This window comes from Sphingomonas sp. ABOLH (genome assembly GCF_003951715.1).
GTDB lineage: Bacteria > Pseudomonadota > Alphaproteobacteria > Sphingomonadales > Sphingomonadaceae > Sphingomonas > Sphingomonas hankookensis_A.
Window position 1 is genome coordinate 1 of record NZ_QQWV01000022.1, and the last position, 24,726, is coordinate 24,726.

The 24,726-nt window shown below is 66.5% G+C and carries 24 protein-coding genes and 1 pseudogene; 15 read left to right on the forward strand and 10 right to left on the reverse strand.

From position 1 onward, the window contains the following. On the reverse strand, positions 1-180 hold a 180-nt coding region (locus CA237_RS19890; RefSeq protein ID WP_206432975.1), incomplete at its 3' end, for a hypothetical protein. Between the two features lie 38 nt (positions 181-218). On the opposite strand from CA237_RS19890, the pseudogene CA237_RS11460 reads away from it, so the two are divergent. The 3 genes and pseudogenes from CA237_RS11460 to CA237_RS11470 form a co-directional block, all read left to right on the forward strand. Beyond that, positions 219-527: pseudogene (locus CA237_RS11460) on the forward strand (histidine kinase); the annotation flags it as partial. Between the two features lie 32 nt (positions 528-559). After that, the gene (locus CA237_RS11465) at positions 560-1,003 is read left to right on the forward strand and encodes a MerR family DNA-binding transcriptional regulator (RefSeq protein WP_084401208.1); all 444 of its coding nucleotides are present in this window, start codon (positions 560-562) and stop codon (positions 1,001-1,003) included. Between the two features lie 4 nt (positions 1,004-1,007). Further along, positions 1,008-2,810, forward strand: coding sequence for an acyl-CoA dehydrogenase C-terminal domain-containing protein (locus CA237_RS11470; protein WP_126014131.1), 1,803 nt, complete (start codon positions 1,008-1,010; stop codon positions 2,808-2,810). A 122-nt stretch (positions 2,811-2,932) separates the two neighbouring features. Here CA237_RS11470 and purC read toward each other — a convergent pair whose 3' ends face one another. From purC to CA237_RS11485, 3 genes are all read right to left on the reverse strand, one after another. Continuing rightward, a complete protein-coding gene (gene purC / locus CA237_RS11475; protein ID WP_066687427.1) occupies positions 2,933-3,712 on the reverse strand; it encodes a phosphoribosylaminoimidazolesuccinocarboxamide synthase in 780 nt (259 codons plus the stop codon). Positions 3,713-3,806: 94 nt separating this feature from the next. Next, positions 3,807-4,613 carry a hypothetical protein gene (locus tag CA237_RS11480; RefSeq protein ID WP_126014133.1) on the reverse strand — a complete coding sequence of 269 codons (807 nt, stop codon included), beginning with the start codon at positions 4,611-4,613 and terminating at the stop codon, positions 3,807-3,809. A gap of 68 nt (positions 4,614-4,681) precedes the next feature. After that, on the reverse strand, positions 4,682-5,503 hold the full coding sequence (locus tag CA237_RS11485; RefSeq protein WP_126014135.1) for an alpha/beta hydrolase: 822 nt from the start codon (positions 5,501-5,503) through the stop codon (positions 4,682-4,684). A 182-nt stretch (positions 5,504-5,685) separates the two neighbouring features. On the opposite strand from CA237_RS11485, the gene CA237_RS11490 reads away from it, so the two are divergent. Genes CA237_RS11490 through CA237_RS11500 form a run of 3 tightly spaced genes read left to right on the forward strand, consistent with a single transcriptional unit; the run spans position 5,686 to position 10,390 of the window. After that, positions 5,686-6,267, forward strand: coding sequence for a TetR/AcrR family transcriptional regulator (locus CA237_RS11490; protein WP_126014137.1), 582 nt, complete (start codon positions 5,686-5,688; stop codon positions 6,265-6,267). Between the two features lie 60 nt (positions 6,268-6,327). Further along, a complete protein-coding gene (parC, locus tag CA237_RS11495; protein ID WP_126014139.1) occupies positions 6,328-8,580 on the forward strand; it encodes a DNA topoisomerase IV subunit A in 2,253 nt (750 codons plus the stop codon). Between the two features lie 55 nt (positions 8,581-8,635). Continuing rightward, on the forward strand, positions 8,636-10,390 hold the full coding sequence (locus tag CA237_RS11500; RefSeq protein WP_126014141.1) for an EAL domain-containing protein: 1,755 nt from the start codon (positions 8,636-8,638) through the stop codon (positions 10,388-10,390). On the opposite strand, the gene CA237_RS11505 is transcribed toward CA237_RS11500, so the two are convergent. The 4 genes from CA237_RS11505 to CA237_RS11520 form a co-directional block, all read right to left on the reverse strand. Then, positions 10,360-11,496, reverse strand: a complete 1,137-nt coding sequence (locus CA237_RS11505; protein ID WP_241215481.1) for a CCA tRNA nucleotidyltransferase — start codon at positions 11,494-11,496, stop codon at positions 10,360-10,362. The two genes, CA237_RS11500 and CA237_RS11505, sit on opposite strands and share 31 nt — an antisense overlap. Positions 11,497-11,558: 62 nt before the next feature. Beyond that, complete coding sequence (locus CA237_RS11510) at positions 11,559-12,149, reverse strand: CoA pyrophosphatase (protein ID WP_066687449.1); 591 nt, start codon at positions 12,147-12,149, stop codon at positions 11,559-11,561. Beyond that, on the reverse strand, positions 12,146-12,709 hold the full coding sequence (locus tag CA237_RS11515; protein ID WP_066687456.1) for a DUF1285 domain-containing protein: 564 nt from the start codon (positions 12,707-12,709) through the stop codon (positions 12,146-12,148). The genes CA237_RS11510 and CA237_RS11515 overlap by 4 nt, the downstream gene beginning before the upstream one ends. Positions 12,710-12,750: 41 nt before the next feature. Then, entirely contained in the window at positions 12,751-13,248 is a 498-nt protein-coding gene (locus tag CA237_RS11520; protein WP_066687458.1) for an N-acetyltransferase, read from the reverse strand. Positions 13,249-13,386: 138 nt separating this feature from the next. On the opposite strand from CA237_RS11520, the gene CA237_RS11525 reads away from it, so the two are divergent. Then, a complete protein-coding gene (locus tag CA237_RS11525; protein WP_066687460.1) occupies positions 13,387-13,758 on the forward strand; it encodes a dihydroneopterin aldolase in 372 nt (123 codons plus the stop codon). After that, positions 13,755-14,504: an SDR family oxidoreductase gene (locus CA237_RS11530; protein ID WP_066687462.1), complete on the forward strand. Its 750-nt coding sequence runs from the start codon at positions 13,755-13,757 to the stop codon at positions 14,502-14,504. Before CA237_RS11525 ends, CA237_RS11530 begins: the two co-directional genes overlap by 4 nt. Positions 14,505-14,511: 7 nt before the next feature. Here the strand turns inward: CA237_RS11530 and CA237_RS11535 are convergent, their stop codons facing one another. Beyond that, positions 14,512-15,372, reverse strand: coding sequence for a hypothetical protein (locus tag CA237_RS11535; RefSeq protein WP_066687467.1), 861 nt, complete (start codon positions 15,370-15,372; stop codon positions 14,512-14,514). Between the two features lie 224 nt (positions 15,373-15,596). On the opposite strand from CA237_RS11535, the gene CA237_RS11540 reads away from it, so the two are divergent. From CA237_RS11540 to CA237_RS11560, 5 genes are all read left to right on the forward strand, one after another. Next, positions 15,597-16,289 (forward strand): energy transducer TonB, encoded by a 693-nt coding sequence (locus CA237_RS11540; protein ID WP_066687468.1) that lies wholly within the window; start codon positions 15,597-15,599, stop codon positions 16,287-16,289. A gap of 85 nt (positions 16,290-16,374) precedes the next feature. Further along, positions 16,375-17,169, forward strand: coding sequence for a MotA/TolQ/ExbB proton channel family protein (locus CA237_RS11545; protein ID WP_066687469.1), 795 nt, complete (start codon positions 16,375-16,377; stop codon positions 17,167-17,169). 76 nt (positions 17,170-17,245) lie between these two features. Further along, positions 17,246-17,731 carry a biopolymer transporter ExbD gene (locus CA237_RS11550; RefSeq protein ID WP_126014145.1) on the forward strand — a complete coding sequence of 162 codons (486 nt, stop codon included), beginning with the start codon at positions 17,246-17,248 and terminating at the stop codon, positions 17,729-17,731. Positions 17,732-17,743: 12 nt separating this feature from the next. Next, positions 17,744-18,172: a biopolymer transporter ExbD gene (locus CA237_RS11555; protein WP_066687471.1), complete on the forward strand. Its 429-nt coding sequence runs from the start codon at positions 17,744-17,746 to the stop codon at positions 18,170-18,172. A 150-nt stretch (positions 18,173-18,322) separates the two neighbouring features. Further along, the gene (locus CA237_RS11560; RefSeq protein ID WP_232307826.1) at positions 18,323-18,694 is read left to right on the forward strand and encodes a tetratricopeptide repeat protein; all 372 of its coding nucleotides are present in this window, start codon (positions 18,323-18,325) and stop codon (positions 18,692-18,694) included. A 586-nt stretch (positions 18,695-19,280) separates the two neighbouring features. On the opposite strand, the gene CA237_RS11565 is transcribed toward CA237_RS11560, so the two are convergent. After that, positions 19,281-21,689 (reverse strand): glycoside hydrolase family 3 N-terminal domain-containing protein, encoded by a 2,409-nt coding sequence (locus tag CA237_RS11565; protein WP_066687472.1) that lies wholly within the window; start codon positions 21,687-21,689, stop codon positions 19,281-19,283. Between the two features lie 158 nt (positions 21,690-21,847). Here CA237_RS11565 and CA237_RS11570 point away from each other — a divergent pair, with 158 nt between their 5' ends. Further along, positions 21,848-22,903 carry a LacI family DNA-binding transcriptional regulator gene (locus CA237_RS11570; protein WP_126014147.1) on the forward strand — a complete coding sequence of 352 codons (1,056 nt, stop codon included), beginning with the start codon at positions 21,848-21,850 and terminating at the stop codon, positions 22,901-22,903. A 410-nt stretch (positions 22,904-23,313) separates the two neighbouring features. After that, positions 23,314-24,723 carry a sugar porter family MFS transporter gene (locus CA237_RS11575; RefSeq protein ID WP_126014149.1) on the forward strand — a complete coding sequence of 470 codons (1,410 nt, stop codon included), beginning with the start codon at positions 23,314-23,316 and terminating at the stop codon, positions 24,721-24,723. The last annotated feature ends 3 nt before the right edge of the window (positions 24,724-24,726 follow it).

The following is a 24,726-nucleotide window of genomic DNA, read 5'->3' on the forward strand; positions in this document are numbered from 1 at the left end:
CCCTGTTCGCGGCTGCGACCAGGGTGCTGGGCGGTGACCGCGCAGCGATCCGGCCAGCGCCGCACCCGCCAGCCGAGCCGCCCTCGCAGCGGTCGCCGCATAGCTCTGGTGCCGCGCCAGGGCGAACAACGCCCATCTCGGCCCGAGTCGCTCGGCCGCCGCCGCCAAAGGTGACGGCATCCACCGCCGGCATCGATACCCCGCTTGCCGATGATCCACCGGCAGCGACGCAGCGCACGCGCGAGCAGAAGCGTTTCGACCGGTATGACAAGGATCGCGACGGCCGCATCACCCGCGACGAATATCTGGCGTCGCGGCGCAAGGCCTATGCGAAGCTCGACACCAATGGCGACGGGCGGCTGAGCTTCGACGAATGGGCCGCCAAGACGACGACCAAGTTCGCAACCGCCGACAAGGGGCGCGACGGAACGCTGGATGCGGCCGAATTCGCGACGACGGCGGTGAAGCGCAAGCCTGCGCGGCGGGCCGACTGCCCGCCCGCGCCTCCACCTGCAGACGAAGGTTGACGTTCACGTCAACGTAAACTAGGTTTATGGGCATGGAAGCATCTCCTGCCCAGACCATCGAATCGACCGAGGCCGACCGTTTCTCGATCACCGACCTGTGCAACGAGTTCGGCGTGACGGCGCGGGCGCTGCGCTTCTATGAGGATGAGGGGCTGATCGCGCCGGAACGACGTGGTCTGGCGCGCATCTATTCGCAGCGCGACCGCGTGCGTCTCGCCTGGATCCTTCGCGGCAAGCGGGTCGGGTTCAGCCTCGCCGAAATTCGCGAGATGATCGACCTGTACGATATCGGCGACGGCCGCGTCGTGCAGCGACAGGTGACGGTCCAGAAATGCCGCGACCGGATCGCCCTGCTCGAAAACCAGCGGCGCGATATCGATGCTGCCATCGCCGAACTCAGCGACTTCGTGACCACGATCGAAGCGCTCCCCTTGCAGGCCGCCCCGTCAGAGGGCGCATCCCCGGAGAAGGATTGACCCCATGCCCAGCTACACCCCGCCGGTCCGCGACACGCGCTTCATCCTCGACCATGTCCTGAAGATCGGCGACCATGCCGCGCTGCCGGGCTTCGCCAATGCCACGCCCGATACCGTGGAGGCGGTGCTGGAAGAGGGGGGGCGCTTCGTTGCCGAAGTGCTGTTCCCGCTCAACGCATCGGGTGACCAGCAGGGCTGTACCCGTCATGCCGATGGCAGCGTGACGACGCCTGAGGGGTTCAAGGATGCCTATCGCCGTTTCGTCGAATCGGGCTGGGGCACGCTGTCGGCACCGGAGCAGTTCGGCGGGCAGGCGATGCCGCATGTCGTGGCGACCGCGTTCGAGGAATATCTGATTTCGGCCAACATGGCCTTTGCCATGTATCCGGGGCTGACCCATGGCGCGATTGCCGCGCTGCTGGTGAAGGGCAGCCCCGAACAGCAGGCGATGTACGTGCCCAAGATGGTGTCGGGCGAATGGGGCGGCACCATGAACCTGACCGAGCCGCAATGCGGCACCGATCTGGGCCTTATCAAGACGCGCGCAGTGCCGAACGACGACGGGTCGTGGGCGATCACCGGCACCAAGATCTTCATCTCGTCGGGCGAGCATGACCTGACCGACAACATCATCCACCTCGTCCTAGCCAAGACGCCGGGCGCGCCGGAAAGCTCGAAGGGGATTTCGCTGTTCGTGGTGCCCAAGTTCCTGGTGAACGAGGACGGGTCGCTGGGTGATCGCAATCCGGTCAGCTGCGGTTCGATCGAACACAAGATGGGCATCCACGCCAATTCGACCTGCGTCATGAACTATGACGGGGCGAAGGGCTGGCTGGTCGGCGAGGAGATGAAGGGCCTTGCCGCCATGTTCATCATGATGAACGCCGCGCGGCTGGGTGTCGGGTTGCAGGGGCTGGGCGTGGCGGAAACCGCGTACCAGAACGCGGTGATCTATGCCGGCGACCGGCGGCAGGGGCGGGCGCTGACCGGCCCGAACGAGCCGGGCGAGAAGGCCGATACGCTGTTCGTCCATCCCGATGTCCGCCGGATGCTGATGGAGGGGAAGGCGCTCACCGAGGGGCTGCGCGCGCTGTGCCTGTGGGGCGCGTTGCAGGTCGACCTCGCGCATATGAGCGAGGACGCGGCGGCGCGTGAGCTGGCCGACGATCTGGTCGGGCTGCTGACCCCGGTCATCAAGGGCTATGGCACCGACAAGGGCTATGACGTCGCGACCAACGCGCAACAGGTCTATGGCGGCCATGGCTACATTGCCGAATGGGGCATGGAGCAGTATGTCCGCGATGCCCGGATCGCGATGATCTATGAAGGCACCAACGGCGTGCAGGCGATGGACCTGGTCGGGCGCAAGCTGGCGCAGAATGGCGGGCGCGCGATCCAGCATTTCTTCCGTATCGTCGCGGAAGAGATCGCGACCGCCAAGGGTGCCGACGCGACGCGCGACTTCGCCGAGCGTCTGGAGCGCGGACTCAAGGACCTGCAGGCGGCGACGATGTGGTTCATGGGCAATGGCATGCAGAACCCGAACCATGTCGGGGCGGGCGCGCATTCCTACATGCACATCATGGGCATCGTCGCGACGGGCCTGATGTGGCTGCGGATGCTGACGGCGGCGGAAGCGCTGGCCGCGGCGGGCGAGGGCGATCCGGCGTTCATCGAGGCCAAGCGGGTGACCGCGCGCTTCTATGCCGAGCGGATCATTCCGGACACCGGCGCGCTGCGGCGGAAGATCGAAGGCGGGGCCGATGCGGTGATGGCGCTCGACCCGGCGCTGTTCGCGCGGGGGTAAGGGGTTTCACAAACATGTACCCCCGCGCAGGCGGGGGTCCAAGGTCGCAACCGGCACGTTGGCGTGTCGGGCTCTGGACCCCCGCCTGCGCGGGGGTACGTCATGTTGCAGGCGTTGTAGCCTTACTTCTCGCGCTTCTTGCGATGTGTCTCAAGGTCGAGCACCGCCGAATCCGCGCCTTCCGGCAACAGACCAAGCCGCCGCGCGACTTCCTGATACGCCTCGACCTCACCACCGAGGTCACGACGGAAGCGATCCTTGTCGAGCTTTTCGTTAGTGGTCATGTCCCACAACCGGCAGCCATCGGGGCTGATTTCGTCGGCCAAAATGATCCGGCTGAAATCATTGTCCCAAATGCGACCGAATTCGAGCTTGAAGTCGACCAGGCGGATGCCGATCCCGGCGAACAGGCCCGACAGGAAATCGTTCACCCGGATCGCCATGTCGGCCATCTCGTGCAGTTCGTCCTGCGCCGCCCAGCCGAAGCACAGGATATGTTCGTCCGACACCATCGGATCGCCGAGTGCGTCGTCCTTGTAATAATATTCGATGATCGTGCGCGGAAGCTGCTGGCCCTCCTCGATACCCAGCCGCTTGCTGATCGAACCGGCCGCGACATTGCGTACCACGACCTCGATCGGCACGATCTCGACCTGCCGGATCAGCTGCTCGCGCATGTTCAGGCGCCGGATGAAGTGGGTCGGCACGCCGATATTGCCGAGCAGCGTGAAGACATGCTCGGAAATCCGGTTGTTCAGCACGCCCTTGCCGTTGATCGTGCCCTTTTTCTGGGCGTTGAAGGCGGTGGCGTCGTCCTTGAAATACTGGATCAGCGTACCCGGTTCCGGACCCTCATAAAGGATCTTTGCCTTGCCTTCGTAGATCTGGCGGCGGCGAGCCATGCGATTCCCTTCAACGAAACGGCATGGGCCAGAGCGATTATGTCCGGCCCCCTGCGGAAAGCCGCCGCATAGCCGAAGGGGGCCGCTCGCGCAATCAGCCCGCGAGGGGGACCCGCTTCGGCAGCAGCGGCCGGACGCGGCGCCACAGCAGCAATCCGAGCAACGCCAGCGCCAAGGGCGGCAGGGTAAGGCCGATCAAGGCAAGTGCGGTGCCGATGGTCCAGCGCGCCGAGGCGACCGACAGGTCGGCGGCGCGGGTGAAGGGCGATGCCGGATCGAAGCTGCGGATCGCCTCGCCCGATCGATAGTCGAACACCACCGGCGTTGCGGCGAGCGCGGCCCGCTGTTCGGCGATGGCGGCGCCAGCCTCCCGTTCCGATCCGACGGCGGCGGCGCGTTGTCGTTCCAGTTCGGCGCGGGCTTCGCGACTGGTAGTGCCGCTGCGGGCGTCGATCGCCGAGCGGTCGGCGGTTGCGGCATCGCGCGTCTGTGCCAGCTGGTCGATCTTCGCGCCGGCGTCTTCGCCGGTGATCTCGGAATCGAGCAGCATGCCCTCGGCACCTTCGACCCCGCGAATACCGTCGCGCCCGAAGCTGCGGGCAAGTTCCGGGGCAAGCGAGAAGCCGAGCATCGCGGAAATCTCGTTATCCTCGCTGCGGGTATAGCGCATCGCGGTGATCCGGCAGCGCGCGATGCCGAGCCGTTCGCAGGCGGCGGCATGCGCCTCCTGCACGGCGGCGATCCGTGCGGCGGGCAGGCGGAAGCCGTAGCGATAGCTGAAGGCGACACCGGGTGCGGCGGTGACGTCGACGCCGGGGGCGGCCTGTTCGGACGGGTCGCCGGGCGCCTGGCTGCAACCGGCAACGACCAGCAGGGCGAATAAGGAAGCGCGATATCGCATGAACCACCTTTGCCTCAATTGAGGCCAAAATGTGGCGCAATCATGGCAATGTGTCAAATTTCCAGTTGTCAGCCGGGAGATGCAGCGTGTCGGACGACGTTGATCGCCGCCTCCCAGGCCGGCGTTCCGGGGGAGATCAGCTCGACATGGCCCGTATTGGCGACCTCGTGGACGGCGACCTCGTCACCCTTCTCCTGCGCCATAGTGGCAAAGGCCGGCGCCATCCGTGCCGGCACGATCCGGTCGTCGCGTCCGTTGAGAAGGTCGACCGGCACGCCGATCGGCAGCAGGCACGGCACCGACGTGTCGGCGAAGCGATCGGGCCGGTCGCCGACCAGCCGGGCAATGACCTCCGTGCCGCAACCATTGTCGGGGCTCGATTCGACCGCGGCCAGATCGGGCAGGCCACCCAGGCTGACGACATGGGCGATCGGCAGCGGGTCGCCGTCCGCCAGCACGCTCCCGACCGGCAGGCGGTGGCGGGCGGCAAGCCACAGGGCAAGATGACCGCCCGCCGAATGTCCGACCGCGACGACCCGCGAGAGGTCGAGGTGACAGGCATCGGCGTGGTCGCGCAGCAGGTCGGCCGCTGCGGCGACGTCGCGGAAGGTGCCCGGATAGCCGCCCCCGTCGCGGTCGACTCCGCGATAGTCGATGTTCCACACCGCAAAGCCCCGGTCGCGCAGGTCGCTTGCGGCCCAGTCCATCAGCCGCCGGTCGGCGATCGCGCTCTGCCAGCATCCACCATGAACCATCAGGATCGTCGGCCAGCGGCCCTTTGTCGTGCCCTTCGGCAGCCACAGATCGACCACCTGCAAACTGTCGCCGCCGTAGCGGAAAACATGATCCGGTTCGGATCGGGGGCGCCCGGTCAGGTCAGGCCAGGTCATCGGAACCCACGGAAGGTCCGGCGTAACGGATTGGGACATGAAGAAAATCTGCAACAGCCGACAGAAAACAACAATGCTGTCGACAACATCGTATAATAAATTTGTGCGTATCCGGCTGGTTGGGTAAGAAGCGGTTGGGGAAAGACTTTGCTATCCGGGGAGATAGCCGCAGGGGGCGTTGCGTGGGTAGAATTCGTACGATCGAGCGGGACAAGCTGTTGGACGCCGCCGAGGCGGTAACGATGGAAAAGGGGCCGGCCGGCCTGACCATCGCCGCCGTTGCCGAACGCATGGGCATCACCAATGGCGGGGTACAGTACAGCTTTCGCAGCAAGGAATCGCTAATCGCGGCGATGTTCGAACGCTGGCAGGAAGAATATGCCGAACACATGATCGAACTGGGTGCGGTGCCGGACGATGAAGTGTCACGGATCCGGGCACATATTGCCTATGGTTCGAACTATGACGACCGGTCGCGGCGGGGGGCGCCGACGCTGCTCGTCTCGCTGCTCAATTCGCCACAGCACATGGTGCAGGTGCGGCGCTGGTATCGCAATCGATTGGATGCGATCGACGTGTCGACCGACGAGGGGCGCTGGCTGCGGCTCGCCTTTCTGGCGATGGAAGGGGCGTTCCTGATGCGCCTGTTCGGCCTCGTCGAGATGGACAGCGACGAGTGGCGCTCGATCGTCGCCGATGTCTGGGCATTGTGCGACGGAAAGCTGCCGCAGGCGCAGGACGCTCCGGGCCGACAGGCCGCCTGATCCCGGTTCGTTCCATTTCGCCCCTCGCAGGGGTCGCATTCCCCTGCTATCGCATCCGCGATGGCAAGTGATCTGACCGACCCCGCGACGCCGATCGGCGTGTTCGACGCACCGTTCGACAGCGCCCTGTCCGAACGATATCTCGTCTATGCGCTGTCGACGATCACCGCCCGGTCGCTGCCCGACGTCCGCGACGGGTTGAAGCCGGTGCACCGCCGCCTGCTATGGGCGATGCGGCTGCTGAAGCTCGACCCTGCATCGGGGTACAAGAAATGCGCGCGCGTCGTGGGCGACGTGATCGGCAAATACCACCCGCATGGCGACCAGTCGGTCTATGACGCGATGGTCCGCCTCGCGCAGGATTTCGCGCTGCGCTACCCGCTGGTCGACGGGCAGGGCAATTTCGGCAATATCGACGGCGATAATGCCGCTGCGTACCGGTATACCGAGGCACGGCTGACACAGGTCGCGATCGACCTGATGGCGGGCCTGGACGAGGACGCGACCGATTTCCGCCCCACCTATAATGGCGAGGAGCAGGAGCCGGAGCTGTTCCCCGGCATGTTCCCCAACCTGCTGGCCAATGGTGCCAGCGGGATCGCGGTCGGCATGGCGACCAGCGTGCCGCCGCACAACGCCGCCGAATTGTTCGACGCCGCGATCGTGCTGGTCGACCAGCCCGAGGCGGACGACGCGGCGGTGCTGGCGCATGTCCGGGGGCCGGATTTTCCGACCGGCGGCATCGTGGTCGATTCGCCCGCAGCGATCCGTGAATCCTATGCCACCGGACGCGGTGGCTTCCGGGTGCGCGCCCGGCACGAGATCGAGCGGGAAAAGGGTGGCGGCTGGCAGATCGTCATCACCGAAATTCCCTACGGCGTGCAGAAGGGCAAGCTGATCGAACAGATCGCGGCGCTGATCAACGACAAGAAGCTGCCGATCCTGACCGATGTCCGCGACGAATCGGATGCCGAGATCCGCATCGTGCTCGAACCGCGCAGCCGGACCGTCGATCCGCAGGTGCTGATGGACGGGCTGTTCCGCCTGACCGATCTCGAATCGCGGGTGCCGCTCAACCTCAACGTTCTGGACAAGGACCGCACCCCGCGCGTGATGCCGCTGCGCGAGGCGTTGAAGGCGTGGGTCGATCACCAGTTCGTCGTGCTGCGCCGGCGGAGCGAACACCGGCTGGCGAAGATCGCCGACCGGATCGAGCTGCTCGACGGCTATCTTGCCGCCTATCTCAACCTCGACCGGGTGATCGCGATCATCCGGACCGAGGACGAACCCAAGCCGGTGCTGATCGCCGAGTTCAGCCTGACCGACCGGCAGGCGGAGGCGATCCTCAACATGCGGCTGCGCTCCCTGCGCAAGCTGGAGGAAATGGAAATCCGCGGCGAGCGGGCGAAGCTGGAAAAGGAGCAGGCTGAACTGACCCTGCTGCTGTCGAGCGATGCGCGGCAGCGCACCCGGATGAAGCGCGATCTGACTAGGATGCGCGACCGCTACGGCCATGAAACGCCGCTGGGCAAGCGCCGAACGACGGTCGAGGAAGCCGCCCCGGCGCGCGAAATTCCGGCCGAGGCGATGATCGAGCGCGAGCCGCTGACCGTCATCCTGTCGCAGCGTGGCTGGGTGCGCGCGCTGCGCGGCCATGTCGACCTGGCCTCGGCCGATACCGCGCGGTTCAAGGAAGGCGACGGGCCGGCCTTCGCCTTCCATGCGCATACCACCGACAAGCTGTTACTGGCGACCGATGGCGGACGCTTCTACACGCTGGGCGCGGACAAGCTGCCGGGCGGGCGCGGCTTCGGCGAACCGGTGCGCGCGATGATCGACCTCGATGGCGATGCGCGGATCGTCGGACTGTCGCGGGCGGCGGCGTCCGACCGGCTGTTGCTGGCGGCGACCGACGGGCGCGGCTTCGCGGTCCGGGTGGCCGATGTGCTGGCCGAGACGCGCAAGGGCAAGCAGGTCATGTCGCCGCGTCCGGGCGCGAAGCTGAAGGTCGTCCGGCCGATCGCGGCGGAGGACGATTATGTCGCGTCGATCGGCGACAACCGCAAGCTGGTGCTGTTCCCGCTGACCGAACTGGCGGAAATGGCGCGTGGGCAGGGGGTGCAGCTGCAACGCTTCCGCGATGGCGGACTGTCCGATGCACGCACGCTGCGCTTTGCCGACGGGCTGCACTGGACGATGGGCGGCGAGACCGGGCGGATGCGGACCGAAAGCGACCTGTCGCCATGGCGCGCCGCGCGCGGTGCCGCCGGACGGATGCCGCCCAACGGATTTCCCCGCGACAATCGTTTTTGATCGAACCGTATTCGGTTTCAGAAGCTTTTAACCTCCGTCGGCCATAGCGGTAGCAATGGCGTTCGGCAGGCAGATATTTTCCGCGTTCAGGTCGCAGGCGTTCCCGATCCCGGAGCAGGGCGCGCGGATTCCGTTCGCCGACCTGTCCGCCTGCCAGTTGGACGCGACGCCCGCGCTCGATCCGCGCGAAGCCATTCTCGACCTGTTGCCGGTGCCGACGGCGATCGCGTCGGTCGTATCGGGCGCGGTCGTGTTCGATACGGTGAATATCGCCTTTCGCGCGGCCGGCTTTGCGGCGCGTGAAGGGCGGGCCGCGCTGCTGAACGAAATCGGCGACCAGATTCTCGTGTTCCTGCTGTCGGGCGATACCCGGCGGCGGATGGCGCTGCGGCTCGGTGATGCGGTCGATAGCCGCCATTATGACGTGACGCTCGCCCGGCGGGAGGAATCGGCCGGTACGCCGCGCTGTATCATGTCGCTGGTCGACCAGACCCCGGAACAGCGCACCGAAACCAGCCTGCGTCGCGAAATGAACACCGATTCGCTGACCGGCCTGCCGAACCGCACCGGCTTCGGCGATCTGGTCGAGGAACGCGTCGCGACGGGCGACCGGGCGCGCTATGCGGTGCTGGCGATCAACCTTGACCGGTTCAGCCGGGTCAATGCCTGTATGGGATCGCTGTCGGGCGACGAATTGCTGATCTCCGTGGCGCGCCGGTTCAAGGGCGTACTGCGCAGTTCCGACGTGCTGGCGCGGACCGGCGGGGACGAGTTCGCCGTGCTGCTGGGTCTGCGCGATGGCGCCGACGACGCGCTGCACGCCGCGACCCGGCTGCAACAGGCGTTGATCCAGCCGTTCCAGCTGTCCGACTTCACCATTCGGGTCGAATGCTCGATCGGCATCGCGTTGGCCGAGGATAGCGATGCCGAGGCGGAGGACGTGATCCGCCACGCACAGTTCGCGGTCAAGCGATCGAAACGGACCGGCCAGACCGAGGTCTATCGCCCGCACCTGTTCGACATCGTGCGCAGCCAGTTTTCGATCGAGACCCAGCTGCGGCATGCGCTGGAGGCGCGCCAGCTCCACCTCGCATTCCAGCCGATCTGCGACCTGTCCAACGGCCGGATCAGCAGTTTCGAAGCGCTGGCCCGCTGGCGGACGGCGGAGGGCGAAAACATCTCGCCGGTCGATTTCATCCCGGTCGCCGAGGAATCGGGCCTGATCGTCCCGCTCGGCCGCTGGGCGATGGACGAGGCGGCGCGCACGCTGTCCGACTGGGACCGGATGGCCGGCGGCGATTGCGGTGCGCGGATGGCGGTCAACCTGTCGGCGGTGCAGCTGCAGCGCGACAATGTCGAGGCGATGTTCGCCGAGGTGCTGGCACAGCACCAGTTGCCCGGCCACCGCTTCACCATCGAACTGACCGAAAGTGCGTTCGTCGTCGATCCCGACCGGACGCTGCGGACCATGCTGGCGCTGAAGGAAATGGGCGCGCAGATCGCGATGGACGATTTCGGCACCGGCTACTCCAACCTCGCCTATCTGCAGAAGCTGCCGATCGACAAGCTGAAGATCGACCGCAGCTTCATCACCGGCATGCTCGCCGATCGCGACAAGGTGGCGATCGTGCGTGCGATCCTCAGCCTTGCGCAGGCGCTGGGCCTGCGAACGACGGCGGAGGGGATCGAGACGCAGGAGCTGGAACACACGCTGGTCGCGCTCGGCTGCGCCTTCGGGCAGGGCTATTTCTATTCGCGGCCGATCGATGCGGACGCGGCTTACGCGTTGCTGCTCGCCCGCAACGCCTGATCGACCACGGCATCGGCGATGGCCGCGGTCCGCTCGGCGTCGGGGAAACCCTCGGCGATCCAGCGATCCTCGACCTGCCGCAGCGCCCGCGCAACGTCGGGGCCGCGCGCCAGGCCGCGTTCGACCAGCGCCCCGCCGGTCAGCGGCAGGCTCGGCCGCGTCCAGCGGGCGACCTTCGCCGCCGCCGCCGGATCACCGGTCAGCAGCAGGCGGTCGACGGCGCTCTCGACCCCCAGGCGATAGCCCAGCGCCAACGGGTGTTCCGCCGCGTCGCCCAGCGCAACGGCGACGCGCTTGCGCTGGGCATTGGACAGTTTCAGCCGGGCGGTGACCCCTTCCGCATTGCCGGTATCGAGCAGCGCGGCGAGGCGACGGATCGGGTCGGGTGCGAGGCCCGCCGCCGCTTCCGCCGCGACCAGTGCGGCCAGACGGTCGACCGCGGCACCGTCGAGTTCGGGCAGCACCGGTTGCCAGATCGCGTTATCGACCATCAGCCGCAGCACGCCGACCGCATCGCGCGCGACCAGGAGCTTGAGCAGTTCGTCGGCGATCCGCTCCCGCGACAGCGCCATCAGGTCGTTGGCCCGCGCGACGCAGGCCGCCAATCCCTCGGCATCGGGCGTATCGCCGAACCGCGCGAGGAAGCGGAAGAAGCGCAGGATGCGCAGATGATCCTCGGCGATACGGCGCAATGGATCGCCGATGAAGCGGACGCGCCCGGCGCGCAGGTCGGCGATCCCGCCGAAATAATCGTGCAGCCGATGATCGCCCATGTCCGCGTAGAGCGCGTTCATCGTGAAATCGCGGCGGGCGGCATCGGCCTGCCAGTCGTCGGTGAAGGCGACCTCGGCATGCCGGCCGTCGGTGCTCACGTCGCGGCGCAGCGTCGTCACCTCGACGACCGTGCCGTCGGCGACCGCGGTGATCGTGCCATGCACGATTCCCGTGGGCACCGCCTTGATTCCGGCGGCCTGCAGCCGGCGGACGACTTCCTGCGGCGGATGGATCGTCGCGACGTCGATGTCGGCGACCGCAAGGCCCAGCAGCGTGTCGCGCACCGCGCCACCGACATAGCGCGCCGCGCCCTCCTCGGCACCGAGCGCCATGGCCAGCCGGTCGAGGCCGGGCCGCTGCGTCCAGTCGGCGGGGGGCAGGGTGGTGGGTTCGTTCACGGCCATGTCAGTCTTTGCGCCAGGTTGACGATCATCGCCGCCGTCGCACCCCAGATGCGCCGTTCGCCGAAGATCAGTTCGTAATAATGCCGCTCGCGCCCGTCATGCCACCGGCTGCCCCGCCCGTGATTGGCGGCGTCGAGCAGAAAGGCGAGCGGGACTTCGAAGATCGCGTCCACCTCGCGCGGGTTGGCGACGAGCGGCAGGTCGGCCGGCACGGTCGCCAACACCGGCGTCACCTCGAACCCGGTCACCGTATGATAGCGATCGAGCGTCGCGACCACCTCCGCCGTGCCGATCGGCAGCGCGATCTCCTCGGCCGCCTCGCGCAGCGCCGCGTCGACCGGTCCCGCGTCAGCCGGATCGATACTGCCGCCGGGAAAGGCGACCTGACCGGCATGGGTGCGCAAATCGCCGGTCCGCTGCGTCAGCAGCACGCCGGGTTCCGGGGAATCGGTCACCGCGACCAGCACCGCCGCCGCGCGCCATCCGCCCTCGGGCATCGGCGCCTCGCCGTTCAGGTCCCCCACCAGCAGCGGTCCGGCGGGCGCCGCGAGCCGCGCCCGCAGCCGCTCCGCCAGCGTCATGCCGGTTCGAACGGAAAGAACGCGCCCTCGCTCCACAGCCCGCGCCGCCCGTCCGGCCCCTCGACCAGCTGCTCGACCAGCTCGTAGAATACGGTCCGCGCGATCAGCGCATCCATCCCGCCGCGAACCCGCAGATAGGGCCGGGGCGCGTCCGCCGTCCCCTCGATCCGGATCGGATGCTCGGCATCGGCGACCGCGACCTCGTCGGTGTTCAGGCGAAACGCGATGCGGCCCTGATCGCCTTCGCCCGACAGCTTCGCCTCGACCGCGACGAACGGTGCGTCGTCGACCGTGATCGACAGTTTTTCGACCGGCGTCACCAGGACATGGGAGCCGTCGGGTTCGCGCCGCAGGATCGTCGCGAACAGCCGCACCATCTCCGCCCGGGCGATCGGGCTGCCCTGATGGAACCAGCTGCCATCGGCGGCGATCCGCATCTCGCTGTCGCCGCAATGCGTCGGGTTCCAGCGATCGACCGGCGGCAGCTTCGCCTCGGCGGCAAGGCGCGCCACCTCAGCAAGCGACAGCGAAGCGAAATCGGCGGGGGGCTGCATGGGCATGGGAAATCCGTTAGCTCGCTCGGGGCGCCCGCGACAAGGGGTCAGGCGACGAGCGACAGGCGCGGCGCGAGCATGCCGTTTCGCAGCGGCACGTCGCCCCGCGCCAGCACCCGCGCCGGATCATACGGCCCGGGCATACGCCATCCGCCGGTCCGCTCCACCGTAAACCCGAAGCGCGCATAATAAGGTGCATCGCCGACCAGCATCAGCGGCGCATCGTCGCCCGCCGCCGCGATTGCCCGCTGCATCAGGTCATGACCGATCCCGGTGCCCTGCCGATCGGGCGCCACCGCCACCGGGCCGACCATGGTCAGCGGCAATACGTCGCCGTCATCCCCCTCCAGCTGCACCGGCCAGCACTGGATCGCACCGACCAGCCGCCCGTCCTCCACCTTCGCAAAGCTCAGATGGCCGATCGGCGACAGCCCTTCGCGCACCCGATAGGCGGTGCGTCCATGCCGGTCGGGTCCGAAGGCGGCATCGAGCAACGCTTCGACATCGGCGGCGGGGACGGAGGCAAGGGGCAGCAGGTCGGGCAAATTCGGTCCAGTCGATCGGGTATGAAAACGCGCCTGTACCGCCCCGTCGGCGTCGCACAAGCGAAGATTGGCGAACGGCTTACGCGCCCGCCGGCTTCTGCTATCGCGCGGATATTCCCTTTCGATGACAGGTGCCGTTTGCACGATTCGCTTCAACTGGAAGTCCACGACATCGAAGTGAATGTCCTGACGGGCATTTACTCCGAGGAAACCCATCTGCCGCAACCGTTGCGCATTTCGATGACGGTCGATCTCGACTGTCCGGAGCGCTTCACGCCCGACACGCCGCTGTCCGCCTCGAAAAGCTATATGGACCTGAAGGAAGCGGCAACCAGCTCGCTGCCGCCCGGCGTCCATTTCACCCTGATCGAAGGGGTCGCGGACCATATCGTCGATACGCTGTTCATGTCCGACCCGCGCGTGCAGCGGGTAAAGATCCGTATCGTCAAGCTGGCCATTGCCGAAGCGGGCGAATCGATCGGCGTCACCATGGTCCGGCACCGGCGGTGAGCCGCCCGCTGGCGCTGATTACCGGCAGCTTCCGGCGGCTGGGCGGGCATATCGCCGGGCGGCTGGCGCAGGCGGGTTATGACGTGGCGCTCCACGCGTCGCATGCCGGCGAGCCGGAGGCGGAGGTCACCGCGACCATTGCGGCCGCCGGTGCGACGCATCATTGCTTCGCCGCCGATCTGGCCGATGGGGACGCGACGCAGGGGCTGATCCCGGCGGTCGCGGCGCGGTTCGGGCGGCGGGTCGACCTGCTGGTCAACAATGCGTCATGCTTTCGTGCCGACGATGCGAGCCATCCGACGCCGGAATCGCTGACGTCGCATTTCGCGGTCAATGCCGCTGCGCCGTTCGTGCTGGCGACCAAGCTGGCGGAACAGGGTGGATGCGTGGTGGTCAACATCCTCGACCAGCGCATCGCCCATCCGCACCGCGATCAGCTGGCCTATACCGTGTCGAAACAGGCGCTGGGTGAAGCGACGCGAACGCTGGCGCTGGCGCTGGCGCCGGCGGTGCGGGTCAACGGCGTCGCCCCCGGGCTGACCCTGGCGACCGACGACTATAGCCCGGAACAGGTCGATCGGCTGGCGGCGCTGATGCCGCTCGGCCGGCTACCCGATATCGATCAGGTCGCCGATGCGGTGCTGTTCCTCGCCCGTGCGGAGGCGTCGACCGGACAGACGCTGTTCGTCGATGGCGGCGCCGGGCTGGTCTGGTTCGAACGCGACTTCGTGCACCTCGCCCGCTGAGGCGAGGTCAGCCGGTGCGTCCGTCGTCGCACCGGCCCAGCGATTCGCGCACGAACGCATAATCCTCGCGCGCGATCGCGGCATTGTCCGCATCCTGCGACTGCAGGCTGGTGTCGGGCAGCGCATCGGGCAAGCCGCAGCTCAGCCGATACCAGGCCAGCGTATCGGGCTTCGGCGCGCCGCCGGCCTCGTCGATGATGTCGCCCAGCGACAGCGCCCAGCGCTTCTGCTCGCCCGGACGGCGCAGGATCAGCAGCGACACCGGTGCTCCGGTGGTCGTTTGCAGGAAGATCTGCGTCTCGCCTTCGCCCGGCAGCGTGCCCGGTACGTGGAACGCATTGCCGATCCCGGTGATCGCGGGCGGTGCATCCGGCGCGATCACCTCGCGCACGACGTCGCGCACCCGCTGGTCGAGCGCCGGTGCCCAGGTAAATTGTGCGTCTGGCGTCACCAACTGTACCTGATCGGGACGCCCGGCCACTGCGCGGGCAAAGGCGATGATGCGCTGCCGCTTCAGGTTGGGCGCACGGCCGCGCGGGTCGAACGGGACGTCGACCAGATAGCCGACACGGGCGGGCAGGGGGCCGTTGGCGCGAATCAGCGCACCGACATCGGCGGTGACGTAGAAACGGACATGGCCGGGCGCCAGGCCGGGCGCTTCCGCCGGCGCGATCCGCGCGACCGAGCGAATCGTGGCATCCAGCACGATATCGCTTTCCAATGCCAGCCGCGCGACCCGGGCATAGGGAATGGCCGCCGATTCGCCGATAACGTTAACAGGAACGGGTGGGCCCTGGCGTGCCGACACCGGCGAACATGCGACCAGAAATGCGGAAAATGCTGCGGTGCAGAGCGGGATGCGTTTCATGCAACTGCTCTTAACCCGCGGAAAACCGTGGTTACAGACTTATTTCGGTAATGGCGCGATTGTACGAATGTTTCGTCCGACAAAGCGTTTGCGTCGTTTGTAAGGCCGCGATAGACAATCGCGGTCCGGAATGCCGCGTAGCCCCGGACACGACGGTCGTTGCGTGCCGGTTTCCGCCGGACGGACCGACCCAATGTACCGGGCTAGAGGAGTTTGGTTGCTGAATGGCTTACGCTGACCAAAAAGCAGGTAGTGGCCGGATCGTCGCGCTGATCATCGTGGGTATCCTCCACGTCGTGATCGGGTACGCGTTCATCTCCGGCCTTGCCTACAAATATGTGAAGAAGGTGACTGAGGATACCGAGACGTTCGACGTCGAGGAGCCGCCACCCCCGCCCGAGGAGATTCCTCCTCCCCCGCCGCCGCCTGAACAGCCGCAGCCGCAGTCGCCGCCGCCGGTCGTGACGCCGCCGCCGATCGTCCGTACGCAGGCACCGCCGCCGGTGGTGATCCAGTCGGTGACGACGCCGCCGCCGACCTACGCGCCGATCCCGACGGCCGGTCCGCCTGCGCCGCCGGCTCCGGTTGCGCCGCCGGCGCCGCCCGCGCCCGTGGTCAGCAAGGCCGCAGGTGCGAAGGGCGATCCCGCGCAGTGGATCACCAACGACGACTATCCGCCCAGCGCGCTCAACAGCGGCGACGAAGGTGTGACGGCGATCGCTTGGGACATCAACACGCAGGGTCGTGTCGAAAACTGCCGCGTGACGTCGTCGTCCGGTTCGGCCGCGCTCGATCGCGCCGCCTGCTCGGCGATCACCCGTCGCGGCCGGTACAGCCCGGCGCTCGACCAGTCGGGCAACCCGATCCGTTCGAGTTCGTCGCGTCGCGTCCGCTGGCAGCTGCCGGCCGATCGGTAAGACCGGGTGTCCCGCGACCTTCGGGTCACGGGACGGTCCGGGGCAATATTCTTCAAGAACATATCAGCTCTAAGGAAACTATCCGATGCTCACCCCCATCCTTGCTGCCGGCGCACCTGCCGGAGCTCCGAACTTCGGCTTCTGGGAAGCGCTTCAGCAGGGCGGCGCGATCGCGTTCGGCACGCTGGGTATCCTGGTCATCATGTCGGTCGGCTCGTTCTACATTCTCTTCACCAAGCTGTTCGAACAGCAGAAGATCATGAACCAGGCGAAGCGCGTCCGCGCCACCTTCTGGCAGTCGAACTCGCTGCGTGAAGGCGCCGCGAAGCTCGACAAGAACTCGGCCTATCGCCAGATCGTCGACGACGGCCTCGCCGCGCAGGAACAGCATGGCAAGCTGACCGATCCGGTCGAAGCGCATGACTGGCTGCACGGCTCGCTCGCTCGCTCGGAAGCCTCGATCAACTCGAAGCTCAACGGCGGCCTCGCCTTCCTCGCGACCGTCGGCGCGACCTCGCCGTTCGTCGGTCTGTTCGGTACCGTGGTCGGCATCTACCGCGCGCTCGTGAAGATCGGTGCCGCCGGTCAGGCCGCCATCGGCGACGTCGCCGGTCCGGTCGGTGAAGCGCTCATCATGACCGCCATCGGTCTGGTCGTCGCGGTTCCCGCCGTGCTCGCCTACAACTGGCTGCAGCGCCGTAACAAGTCGATCGCGGAAGACCTGTCGGCCTTCTCGAACGACGTGCTCGGCTACCTCGCCTCGAACGGTGCGGTCCGTCCGACCGTCGCCGCCCGTGGCCCGGCTCCGACCGCCAAGCCGGCAGTCGGCAGCACCACCGCCGGCCAGGCCGGTGGCGTGCCGACCGCTCCGCGCGTCTGATCGCACGGTGCTGATGCCGCCGGGGCCGTGACCGGTCCCGGCGGTTCGATTGAGTAGAAGTGGATAGGATAGCCTCATGGCGATGAGTGTTGGCGGCGGCGGCGATGAAGCCCCCCTCTCGGACATCAATACCACGCCGCTCGTGGACGTCATGCTCGTGCTGCTGATCATCTTCCTGATCGCGGTTCCGGTCGTGGTCCAGCAGGTGAGCGGCCTCAAGGTCCCGAAGGTCGTGTTCGAACCGACGACGACCAAGCCGGAGAACGTCTCGTTGTCGGTGCAGGGCCTCGATGGCCAGTGCGCGGTGTACTGGGGCCTGACCCGGGTCACGGCGGACGAACTGCGCACTCGTGCGGTCAAGAAGCTGGAAGACGAAGTGGCCCGTCAGGGTGGCGTCGGCAACCCGAACCTCGAACTGCCCGAAGTGCACATCCGGGGCGACGTGAATACGCCGTATCGCTGCATCGGCGGCACCATCTACACGATGCAGTCGGCCGGGTTCACCAAGGTCGGGTTCATTTCCGAACCGGACCCGAACACCACGCCGCGTACGCGTCAATAGGAGTAGCCTGACATGGCAATGAGTGGTGGCGGTCGCAGCGACGACGAACCGATGATGGACATGAACACGACGCCGTTGATCGACGTGCTGCTCGTGCTCCTGATCATGTTCATCATCACCATCCCGATCCAGAGCCACGCGGTGAAGGTCGACCTTCCGCAGCCGGACAACCGGCCGCAGAACAATATCGACCCGCAGAAGAACAAGATCACGATCAACGCGCAGGGCCAGACCTTCTGGAACGGTTCGCCGGTCGATGAGGTCACGCTGACCCAGTATCTTGATCAGACCGTGGCGATGAGCCCGCAGCCCGAACTGCACTTCCAGCCCGACGCAACCGCGCGGTACGAAGTGGTCGACGGCGTGCTGGCGATCATCAAGCGCGCCAACGTGACGAAGCTCGGCTTCGTCGGCAACGAGCAGTATCGCGGCGATTTCTGATCGCTGATGGCTCGGCCGGTCGAACGGCGGATCAGGGGCGGCCTTCGGGCCGCCCTTTTTTTGTGCCTGCGGCACGCGGCATCGCTTGCGCAACCGTCTTCAAAGTGAAACATTGATGTCATCACGATGTAACAAACAGGAGATGGTATCATGCGAATCGGAACTGCCGCACTGCTTGGCTCGGCGCTGGCGGTGATGGGGATCGCCACCAGCGCGAACGCCCAGCAAGTTGAATACGCGCACGCCGCCATCACCGCCGGCAACCTCACCACCGCCGAACGCACGCTCGAGCGCGAAACCCGCGCCGGTAGCCGGGAACCGGAAGTCCTCCTCAATCTGGCAGCGGTCTATGCGATGACGCAGCGCCCCACCGAGGCGCGCGAACTCTATCTGCGCGTCCTGAATGCCAAGGACGCGTCGCTGGTGATGCCCTCGTCGCAGGTAGCGAGCGCCCACGACGTCGCCCGCCGCGGCCTGCGGCTGCTCGATCAGCCGGGCACGATGCAGATTACTTCGCGCTGATGTCGAACCGATCCGGCATGCCGATCGTGGCAGCCGGATCGGTCGAACCTGCACGGCCAACCCAGACCGGCTTCGTCGGATTGCTCGATCATCTGCCCAGACGACAAGCTACTTTCCTGCGAACCTATGCGATCTCGCAAGTAGCAAATCTTCGAATGCGGCCTGACCCTATCGTTTGAGTCCCGAGCCTCTGCGCGCGCAGTGGTCGTCGCAGATAGAAAGATTGCGAAAGGGAAACCCGCAACTGCGGGGACCGCACGAGCGATCTTTGCGACCCTCGCTACGGGAATACAGTCCCAAGTCGGACTGCACGCTGATCGTCAGGCTAAGAGCAGCCTCAATACCGTCGGCGCGACTGCTGTCGCATTGTGAACCTTCGGTATCACGTCGGGCTGCGAGACGATTGACGCCGGGTCGCCGTCTGCGAGCAGCAACGCCGGACCGTCATCCTAAGGTCGGCTCTGCTGAGTAAGCACCTGGCGTTATTTGATCGATCGTCCGGCAGCGCCGAAGATGAGCGCAACGCTTCCAGTTGCCGGAAGGTCGACAAGCGACCTGCCGGCACCTTTCGCATGTTCGGCGGGAGTTACCGGACGGTCAACGTGGCAGTCTTCAATTGAGTCGAGCTGTTGCCGGTGCTGATGGTGAAGGTACCGGGTTCGACAACATGTTTCATGTCGACGTTCCAGAAGGCGAGGTCGTTCGGCTTCAGGTCGAAGGTGACCGTCCGGCGTTCGCCCGGTTGCAGGGTTACGCGCTGGAAGTGCTTCAGTTCGAGCACGGGGCGCGTTACCGTCGCTTCGTCGTCGCGGACATAGAGCTGGACGACCTCGTCCCCCGCGCGGCGGCCCGTATTAGCGACGTCGACCGACACCCGGACCGTTTCGTCGCGGCCGATCGTCGTCTTGGCGAGCTTCGGCGCGCCGACGGTGAAGCTGGTGTAGGACAGGCCGTATCCGAACGGATAGAGCGGCGCGGTGGTGTCGAACAGATAGCCGCGCCGCGAGGTCGGCTTGTGGTTGTAGAAGATCGGCAGCTGCCCCTCGCTGCGCGGCACCGTCACCGGCAGCTTGCCGCCCGGATTGGCACGGCCGAGCACGACATCGGCGACGGCGTGGCCGGTTTCCTGCCCGAGATACCAGCCCTCGAGGATCGCGGGCGCGGTCGCGTCGAGATAGGTCGCGGCGAGCGGGCCGCCGTTCAACAGCACGACCAGCACCGGCTTGCCGGTCGCGAACAGGCGGCGGGCGAGTTCATTCTGTTCGCCGATCAGGTCGAGTTTCTGCCGGTCACCGAGATGCTGGTCGGCCCAGGCTTCGCGGCTCAATTGTTCGTTCTGGCCGAGCACCAGCAGGATCGTGTCGGCCGACGCCGCCTTGCGCACCGCCTCCTCGATCAGCGGCGCATTCTCGGACGCCGGGACCAGTTCGACCTTGTCGGCGGCCCATTGGCGGCTGCGGGTCAGGCGCACGCCCTCGGCATAGTCGACCGAGAAGCGGCCCTGCGCGGCCTGCTGCATGCCTTCCAGCACGCTCACGACATGCTTGGGCACGTCCGAATAGCCGCCGATCGGGGTGTCGCGGGCGTGGGTGCCGACGACCAGCATCCGGCCGACCTTGGCCGGATCGAGCGGCAGCAGGTTGTTCTGGTTCTTGAGCAGCACCATCGACCGCACGGCTGCTTCGCGGGCCAGCGCGATCGCGTCGGGCGTCGCCGTCTTTGCCTCCGCGGTGCGGGCGTCGGCATAGGGGTTTTCGAACAACCCCATCTGAAACTTCATGGTCAGGATGCGGCGGACCGCGTTGTCGACCTGCGACACCGGCACCTGGCCCGACTTGACCATTGCAGCCAGCGTCGACCAACCCTCGGCATCGGGCAGCTCCATGTCGACCCCGGCGTCGAGCGCGCGGCGGCCGGCGGCGGCCATGTCGGTGCCGTACAGCTTGTGCCGGGTGTTCAGTTCCTTGATCGCGAAATAGTCGCTGACCACCGACCCCTTATAGCCCCATTCGCGGCGCAGCACGTCGTCGAGCAGCCATTTGTTGGCGTGGCTGGGGATGCCGTCGATTTCGTTATAGGATGCCATCACCGCCTGCACCGGCAATTCGGTCACTGCACGCTGGAACGGCGGGAAGAAATTTTCGCGCAGCGTCCGTTCGGAGATGTTGGCCGGGCCGACATTGGTGCCGTTTTCGGGCTGGCCATGACCGGTCATGTGCTTGAGCGTCACCATGACCTTGTCGGCTTTCAACGGCAGCGTCGTGCCCTGGAACCCGCGAATCGCGGCGAGGCCCATTTCGCCGACCAGATGCGGGTCTTCGCCATAGGTTTCCTCGATCCGGCCCCAGCGCGGATCGCGCGCGACGTCGACCACGGGGGCGAGGGCGAGATTGGCGCCTCGTGCGCGCATTTCACGCGCCGCCACGCCGAACACGCGTTCGACCAGCGCCGGGTCCCATGACGAAGCGAGCGCGATCGACTGCGGGAAGCTGGTAGCGCCACGCGCGACATAGCCGTGCAGCGCTTCCTCATGCATGATCATCGGGATGCCGAGCCGGGTGTTCTCGACCGCCCAGCGCTGCGCCGCGTTGATGTAGTCGGCGGTTTCCTGCGCGGTGCGGTTCACCGCGTCCTCCGCGACACCGGCGGCGTTGTTGCTGGCGGTGACGCCGCGCTTGTCCGACGGACGGGTGATCTGGCCGAGGCCGTTGGGGAAGGCACGCGACGCCTTGGCAGCAGAAAAATTACCCTTTGCGTCCTGAATATCGCCCTTCTTTTCCCAGATGCCGATCATCTGGGCGACCTTTTCCTCCAGCGTCATGCGGCGCAGCAGATCCTCGACGCGGGCCGCGACCGGCTGCGACGCGTCCTTGTAGAGCATCTTTTCGGCAGCGGCGGTGCGTGTCGGGCGGTTCTGCGCGATGACGGTGCCGGTGGCGGCGGTCGCGAGCAGGCAGGCGAGCGCAAGGCGGACGGGCTTCGACGCTAGGGTCACGATCTCTCTCCCATGACATTCGGCGTCCGGCGCAGCCGTCACCGTATTTGGTAGCGCTATCAGCTATCGGGCCGCCGGCGATGCGTCAACCGATCGTCGCGATTTGCAATCGGCCCGGCTGCGCCATAATCAGTGATCCGAAGGAGCCAACCATTTTCATGGATAAACCCAGTCGCCGCAGCGGGGGCAGCGTCACGATCCAGGATGTCGCGCGCACCGCCGGCGTATCGGCGATGACGGTGTCGCGAGTCGTGAACGGCGGCGCCAATGTCCGCCAGTCGACCCGCGAGGCGGTGCTGGCGGCGATCGAGCAGCTCAACTATTCGCCGAACAGCGCGGCGCGCAGCCTGGCGGCGGGGGAGGCGGCGCAGATCGGTTTGCTCTATGCCAACCCGTCGATGGCCTATCTGTCGCATTTCCTGATCGGCGCGCTGGAAGGTGCGCGCAAGGTCGGCTGCCATCTGGTGCTGGAGCCGTGCGATGGCGACGGTCCGGAAGCACAGGCGGAAGGCGCGCGGCGGTTCGCGTCGACGCCGGTGCAGGGCGTGATCCTGCCGCCGCCGCTGTCGGATGCCCCGCTGGTGCAGGACGAACTGGACGCGGCGGGCACGCCTTCGGTCGCGGTCGCGGTCGGCATGGCGCAACCAGGCCGCTCGTCGGTTCGCATCGATGATTTCGCGGCGGCCAAGGCGATGACCGGGCATCTTCTGGGTCTGGGCCATCGCCGGATCGGTTTCGTGCGCGGCAATCCGAACAACGGCGCGAGTGCGGAGCGGTGGCGGGGGTTCGTCGCGGCGATCGAGGGCGCCGGTCTGCAGGTCGCGGACATGCCGGTCGAACAGGGGCTGTTCACCTATCGGTCGGGCATCGATGCGGCCGAAGGACTGATCGACCGGGAGGATCGACCGACCGCGATCTTCGCCAGCAACGACGACATGGCGGCGGCGGCGATCAGCGTCGCGCATCGCCGCGGGCTGCACGTGCCGCAGGATGTCAGCATCGTCGGGTTCGACGACACCTCGCTCGCCACCACCACTTGGCCCGAGATCACCACCATCCGCCAGCCGATCGCGGCGATGGCGGAGGCGGCGGTCGAGATGCTGCTGACCCAGGTGCGCGAACGGCGGGCGGGCAACGATGTCGGCGAGGACGAGGACCGGGTGTTGGAGCATGAACTGGTCGTGCGGGAGTCGTGCGGGCCGGTGCCGGAATGATGGCGTAGGCTGGGCCGGTCAACCCGGTCCTGTTGCCACCCCAGACTTGAGACTTTTGTGAAAGTCGCGCGCTATACTAGGAGATCTGCCGTACCCCCGCCTGCGCGGGGGTGCAGCAAGGGGCGAAGGGTTGGGACTTTCGCAGAGGTCTCGACTTGATCCGGGGTCCCGCTTTCTACGGGGGGCGGAGAAGAAGCGGGACCCCGGGTCAAGCCCGGGGTGACAGTGGGAGGTGGGCCTTTTCGACGCCACCGGCACTGGAATGGCGGAGGGGCGATCGGCCTCGCCAAACGTCTTCAGGTAAAATCGGTTTGACGTTCGATTGCGGCGCTTGCAATTATCATAAGAATTCGTCACCGTTACCGCTAACACGTCGCCATGCGCGGCAGTGAGCTTGGGAGTGGACGGGGATGACAGAGGCGAGCGGGGAGCGCGTGAACATCGCGCTTGTCATCGCCATCGTCGCGGTGGCGACGATTGGCGGTTTGCTGTTCGGATATGACAGCGGTGCGGTGAACGGGACGCAGGAGGGGCTGAAGAGCGCCTTCGGGTTGAGCGAGGCGGGGCTGGGCTTCACGGTCGGCTCGCTGCTGATCGGTTGTTTCGTCGGTGCGTTTCTGGCGGGCAAGCTGGCCGACGCGATGGGCCGCCGCAAGGTGATGATGCTCGCCGCGATCCTGTTCCTCGTCGGCGCGCTGGTCCAGGGGTTCAGCCATGTCCAGCTGCTGTTCGTCGTCGCGCGCTTCATGGGCGGCATGGCGGTCGGCGCGGCATCGGTGCTGTCGCCCGCCTATATTTCCGAAGTTGCCCCCGCCAATATTCGCGGGCGGATGACGACGATCCAGCAGATCATGATCATCACCGGCCTGACCGCCGCGTTCGTCGTGAACTATTATCTGGCCGCCGCCGCGGGCGCCTCGACCGAAATCTGGTGGGGCGGCTATGAGGCGTGGCGCTGGATGTACTGGATGCAGGCGATCCCGGCGGCAGTGTTCCTGGTCGCGTTGCTCTTCATCCCGGAAAGCCCGCGCTATCTGGTGCAGAAGGGGCGTCTCGACGAAGCGCGCATCGTGCTGACCCGGCTGTTCGGGCCGGCAGCCGCGGCGGTGAAGATCCGCGATATCGAGGCGTCGTTCAGCAAGGATCACCGTCCGCAGCTTCGCGACATCATGGACCCGGTGAAGGGCGGCATCCGCCCGATCGTCTGGGCCGGCCTCGTGCTGGCGGTGTTCCAGCAGCTCGTCGGCATCAACGTCATCTTCTATTATGGCGCGACCCTGTGGCAGCTGGCCGGCTTTACCGAAGACCAGTCGTTGCAGATCAACATCCTGTCGGGTGTCGTGTCGATCGCGGCCTGTTTCGTGACGATCGCGCTGGTCGACCGGATCGGGCGCAAGCCGTTGCTGCTGATCGGTTCGGCGGGCATGGCGGTGACGCTGTGGGCGCTGGTCTATTGCTTCCACAACGGCACGCTCGACGCGGCGGGTAAACTTCAGCTGTCGGCGGAACTCGGCACGCTCGCGCTATGGGCGGCGAACCTCTACGTCGTGTTCTTCAACGTCAGCTGGGGCCCGATCATGTGGGTCATGCTGGGCGAGATGTTCCCGAACCAGATGCGCGGATCGGCGCTGGCGATCTGCGGCTTTGCCCAGTGGTTCGCCAACTATCTGATCGCGCAGAGTTTTCCGGTGATGGCCGCCGGCCTGGGTCTGACGATCACCTACAGCTTCTACGGCATCTGCGCCGTCATCAGCTTCTTCCTCGTCCAGAAGTTCATTCATGAGACGAAGGGCAAGGAGCTGGAGGACATGCAGGGCTGAGAA

Coding starts and splice junctions, on each gene's coding strand:
- CA237_RS11485 (WP_126014135.1), bottom strand. CDS start 5,503: ATGACCTGGCCTGACCTGACCGGGCGCCCCCGATCCGAACCGGATCAT.
- purC (WP_066687427.1), bottom strand. CDS start 3,712: ATGGCTCGCCGCCGCCAGATCTACGAAGGCAAGGCAAAGATCCTTTAT.
- CA237_RS11540 (WP_066687468.1), top strand. CDS start 15,597: ATGGCTTACGCTGACCAAAAAGCAGGTAGTGGCCGGATCGTCGCGCTG.
- CA237_RS11570 (WP_126014147.1), top strand. CDS start 21,848: ATGGATAAACCCAGTCGCCGCAGCGGGGGCAGCGTCACGATCCAGGAT.
- CA237_RS11535 (WP_066687467.1), bottom strand. CDS start 15,372: ATGAAACGCATCCCGCTCTGCACCGCAGCATTTTCCGCATTTCTGGTC.
- parC (WP_126014139.1), top strand. CDS start 6,328: ATGGCAAGTGATCTGACCGACCCCGCGACGCCGATCGGCGTGTTCGAC.
- CA237_RS11575 (WP_126014149.1), top strand. CDS start 23,314: ATGACAGAGGCGAGCGGGGAGCGCGTGAACATCGCGCTTGTCATCGCC.
- CA237_RS11480 (WP_126014133.1), bottom strand. CDS start 4,613: ATGCGATATCGCGCTTCCTTATTCGCCCTGCTGGTCGTTGCCGGTTGC.
- CA237_RS11560 (WP_232307826.1), top strand. CDS start 18,323: ATGCGAATCGGAACTGCCGCACTGCTTGGCTCGGCGCTGGCGGTGATG.
- CA237_RS11545 (WP_066687469.1), top strand. CDS start 16,375: ATGCTCACCCCCATCCTTGCTGCCGGCGCACCTGCCGGAGCTCCGAAC.
- CA237_RS11510 (WP_066687449.1), bottom strand. CDS start 12,149: ATGACGCTGGCGGAGCGGCTGCGGGCGCGGCTCGCGGCGCCCGCCGGA.
- CA237_RS11465 (WP_084401208.1), top strand. CDS start 560: ATGGAAGCATCTCCTGCCCAGACCATCGAATCGACCGAGGCCGACCGT.
- CA237_RS11505 (WP_241215481.1), bottom strand. CDS start 11,496: ATGGCGCTCGGTGCCGAGGAGGGCGCGGCGCGCTATGTCGGTGGCGCG.
- CA237_RS11470 (WP_126014131.1), top strand. CDS start 1,008: ATGCCCAGCTACACCCCGCCGGTCCGCGACACGCGCTTCATCCTCGAC.
- CA237_RS11550 (WP_126014145.1), top strand. CDS start 17,246: ATGGCGATGAGTGTTGGCGGCGGCGGCGATGAAGCCCCCCTCTCGGAC.
- CA237_RS11555 (WP_066687471.1), top strand. CDS start 17,744: ATGGCAATGAGTGGTGGCGGTCGCAGCGACGACGAACCGATGATGGAC.
- CA237_RS11500 (WP_126014141.1), top strand. CDS start 8,636: ATGGCGTTCGGCAGGCAGATATTTTCCGCGTTCAGGTCGCAGGCGTTC.
- CA237_RS11515 (WP_066687456.1), bottom strand. CDS start 12,709: ATGCCCATGCAGCCCCCCGCCGATTTCGCTTCGCTGTCGCTTGCTGAG.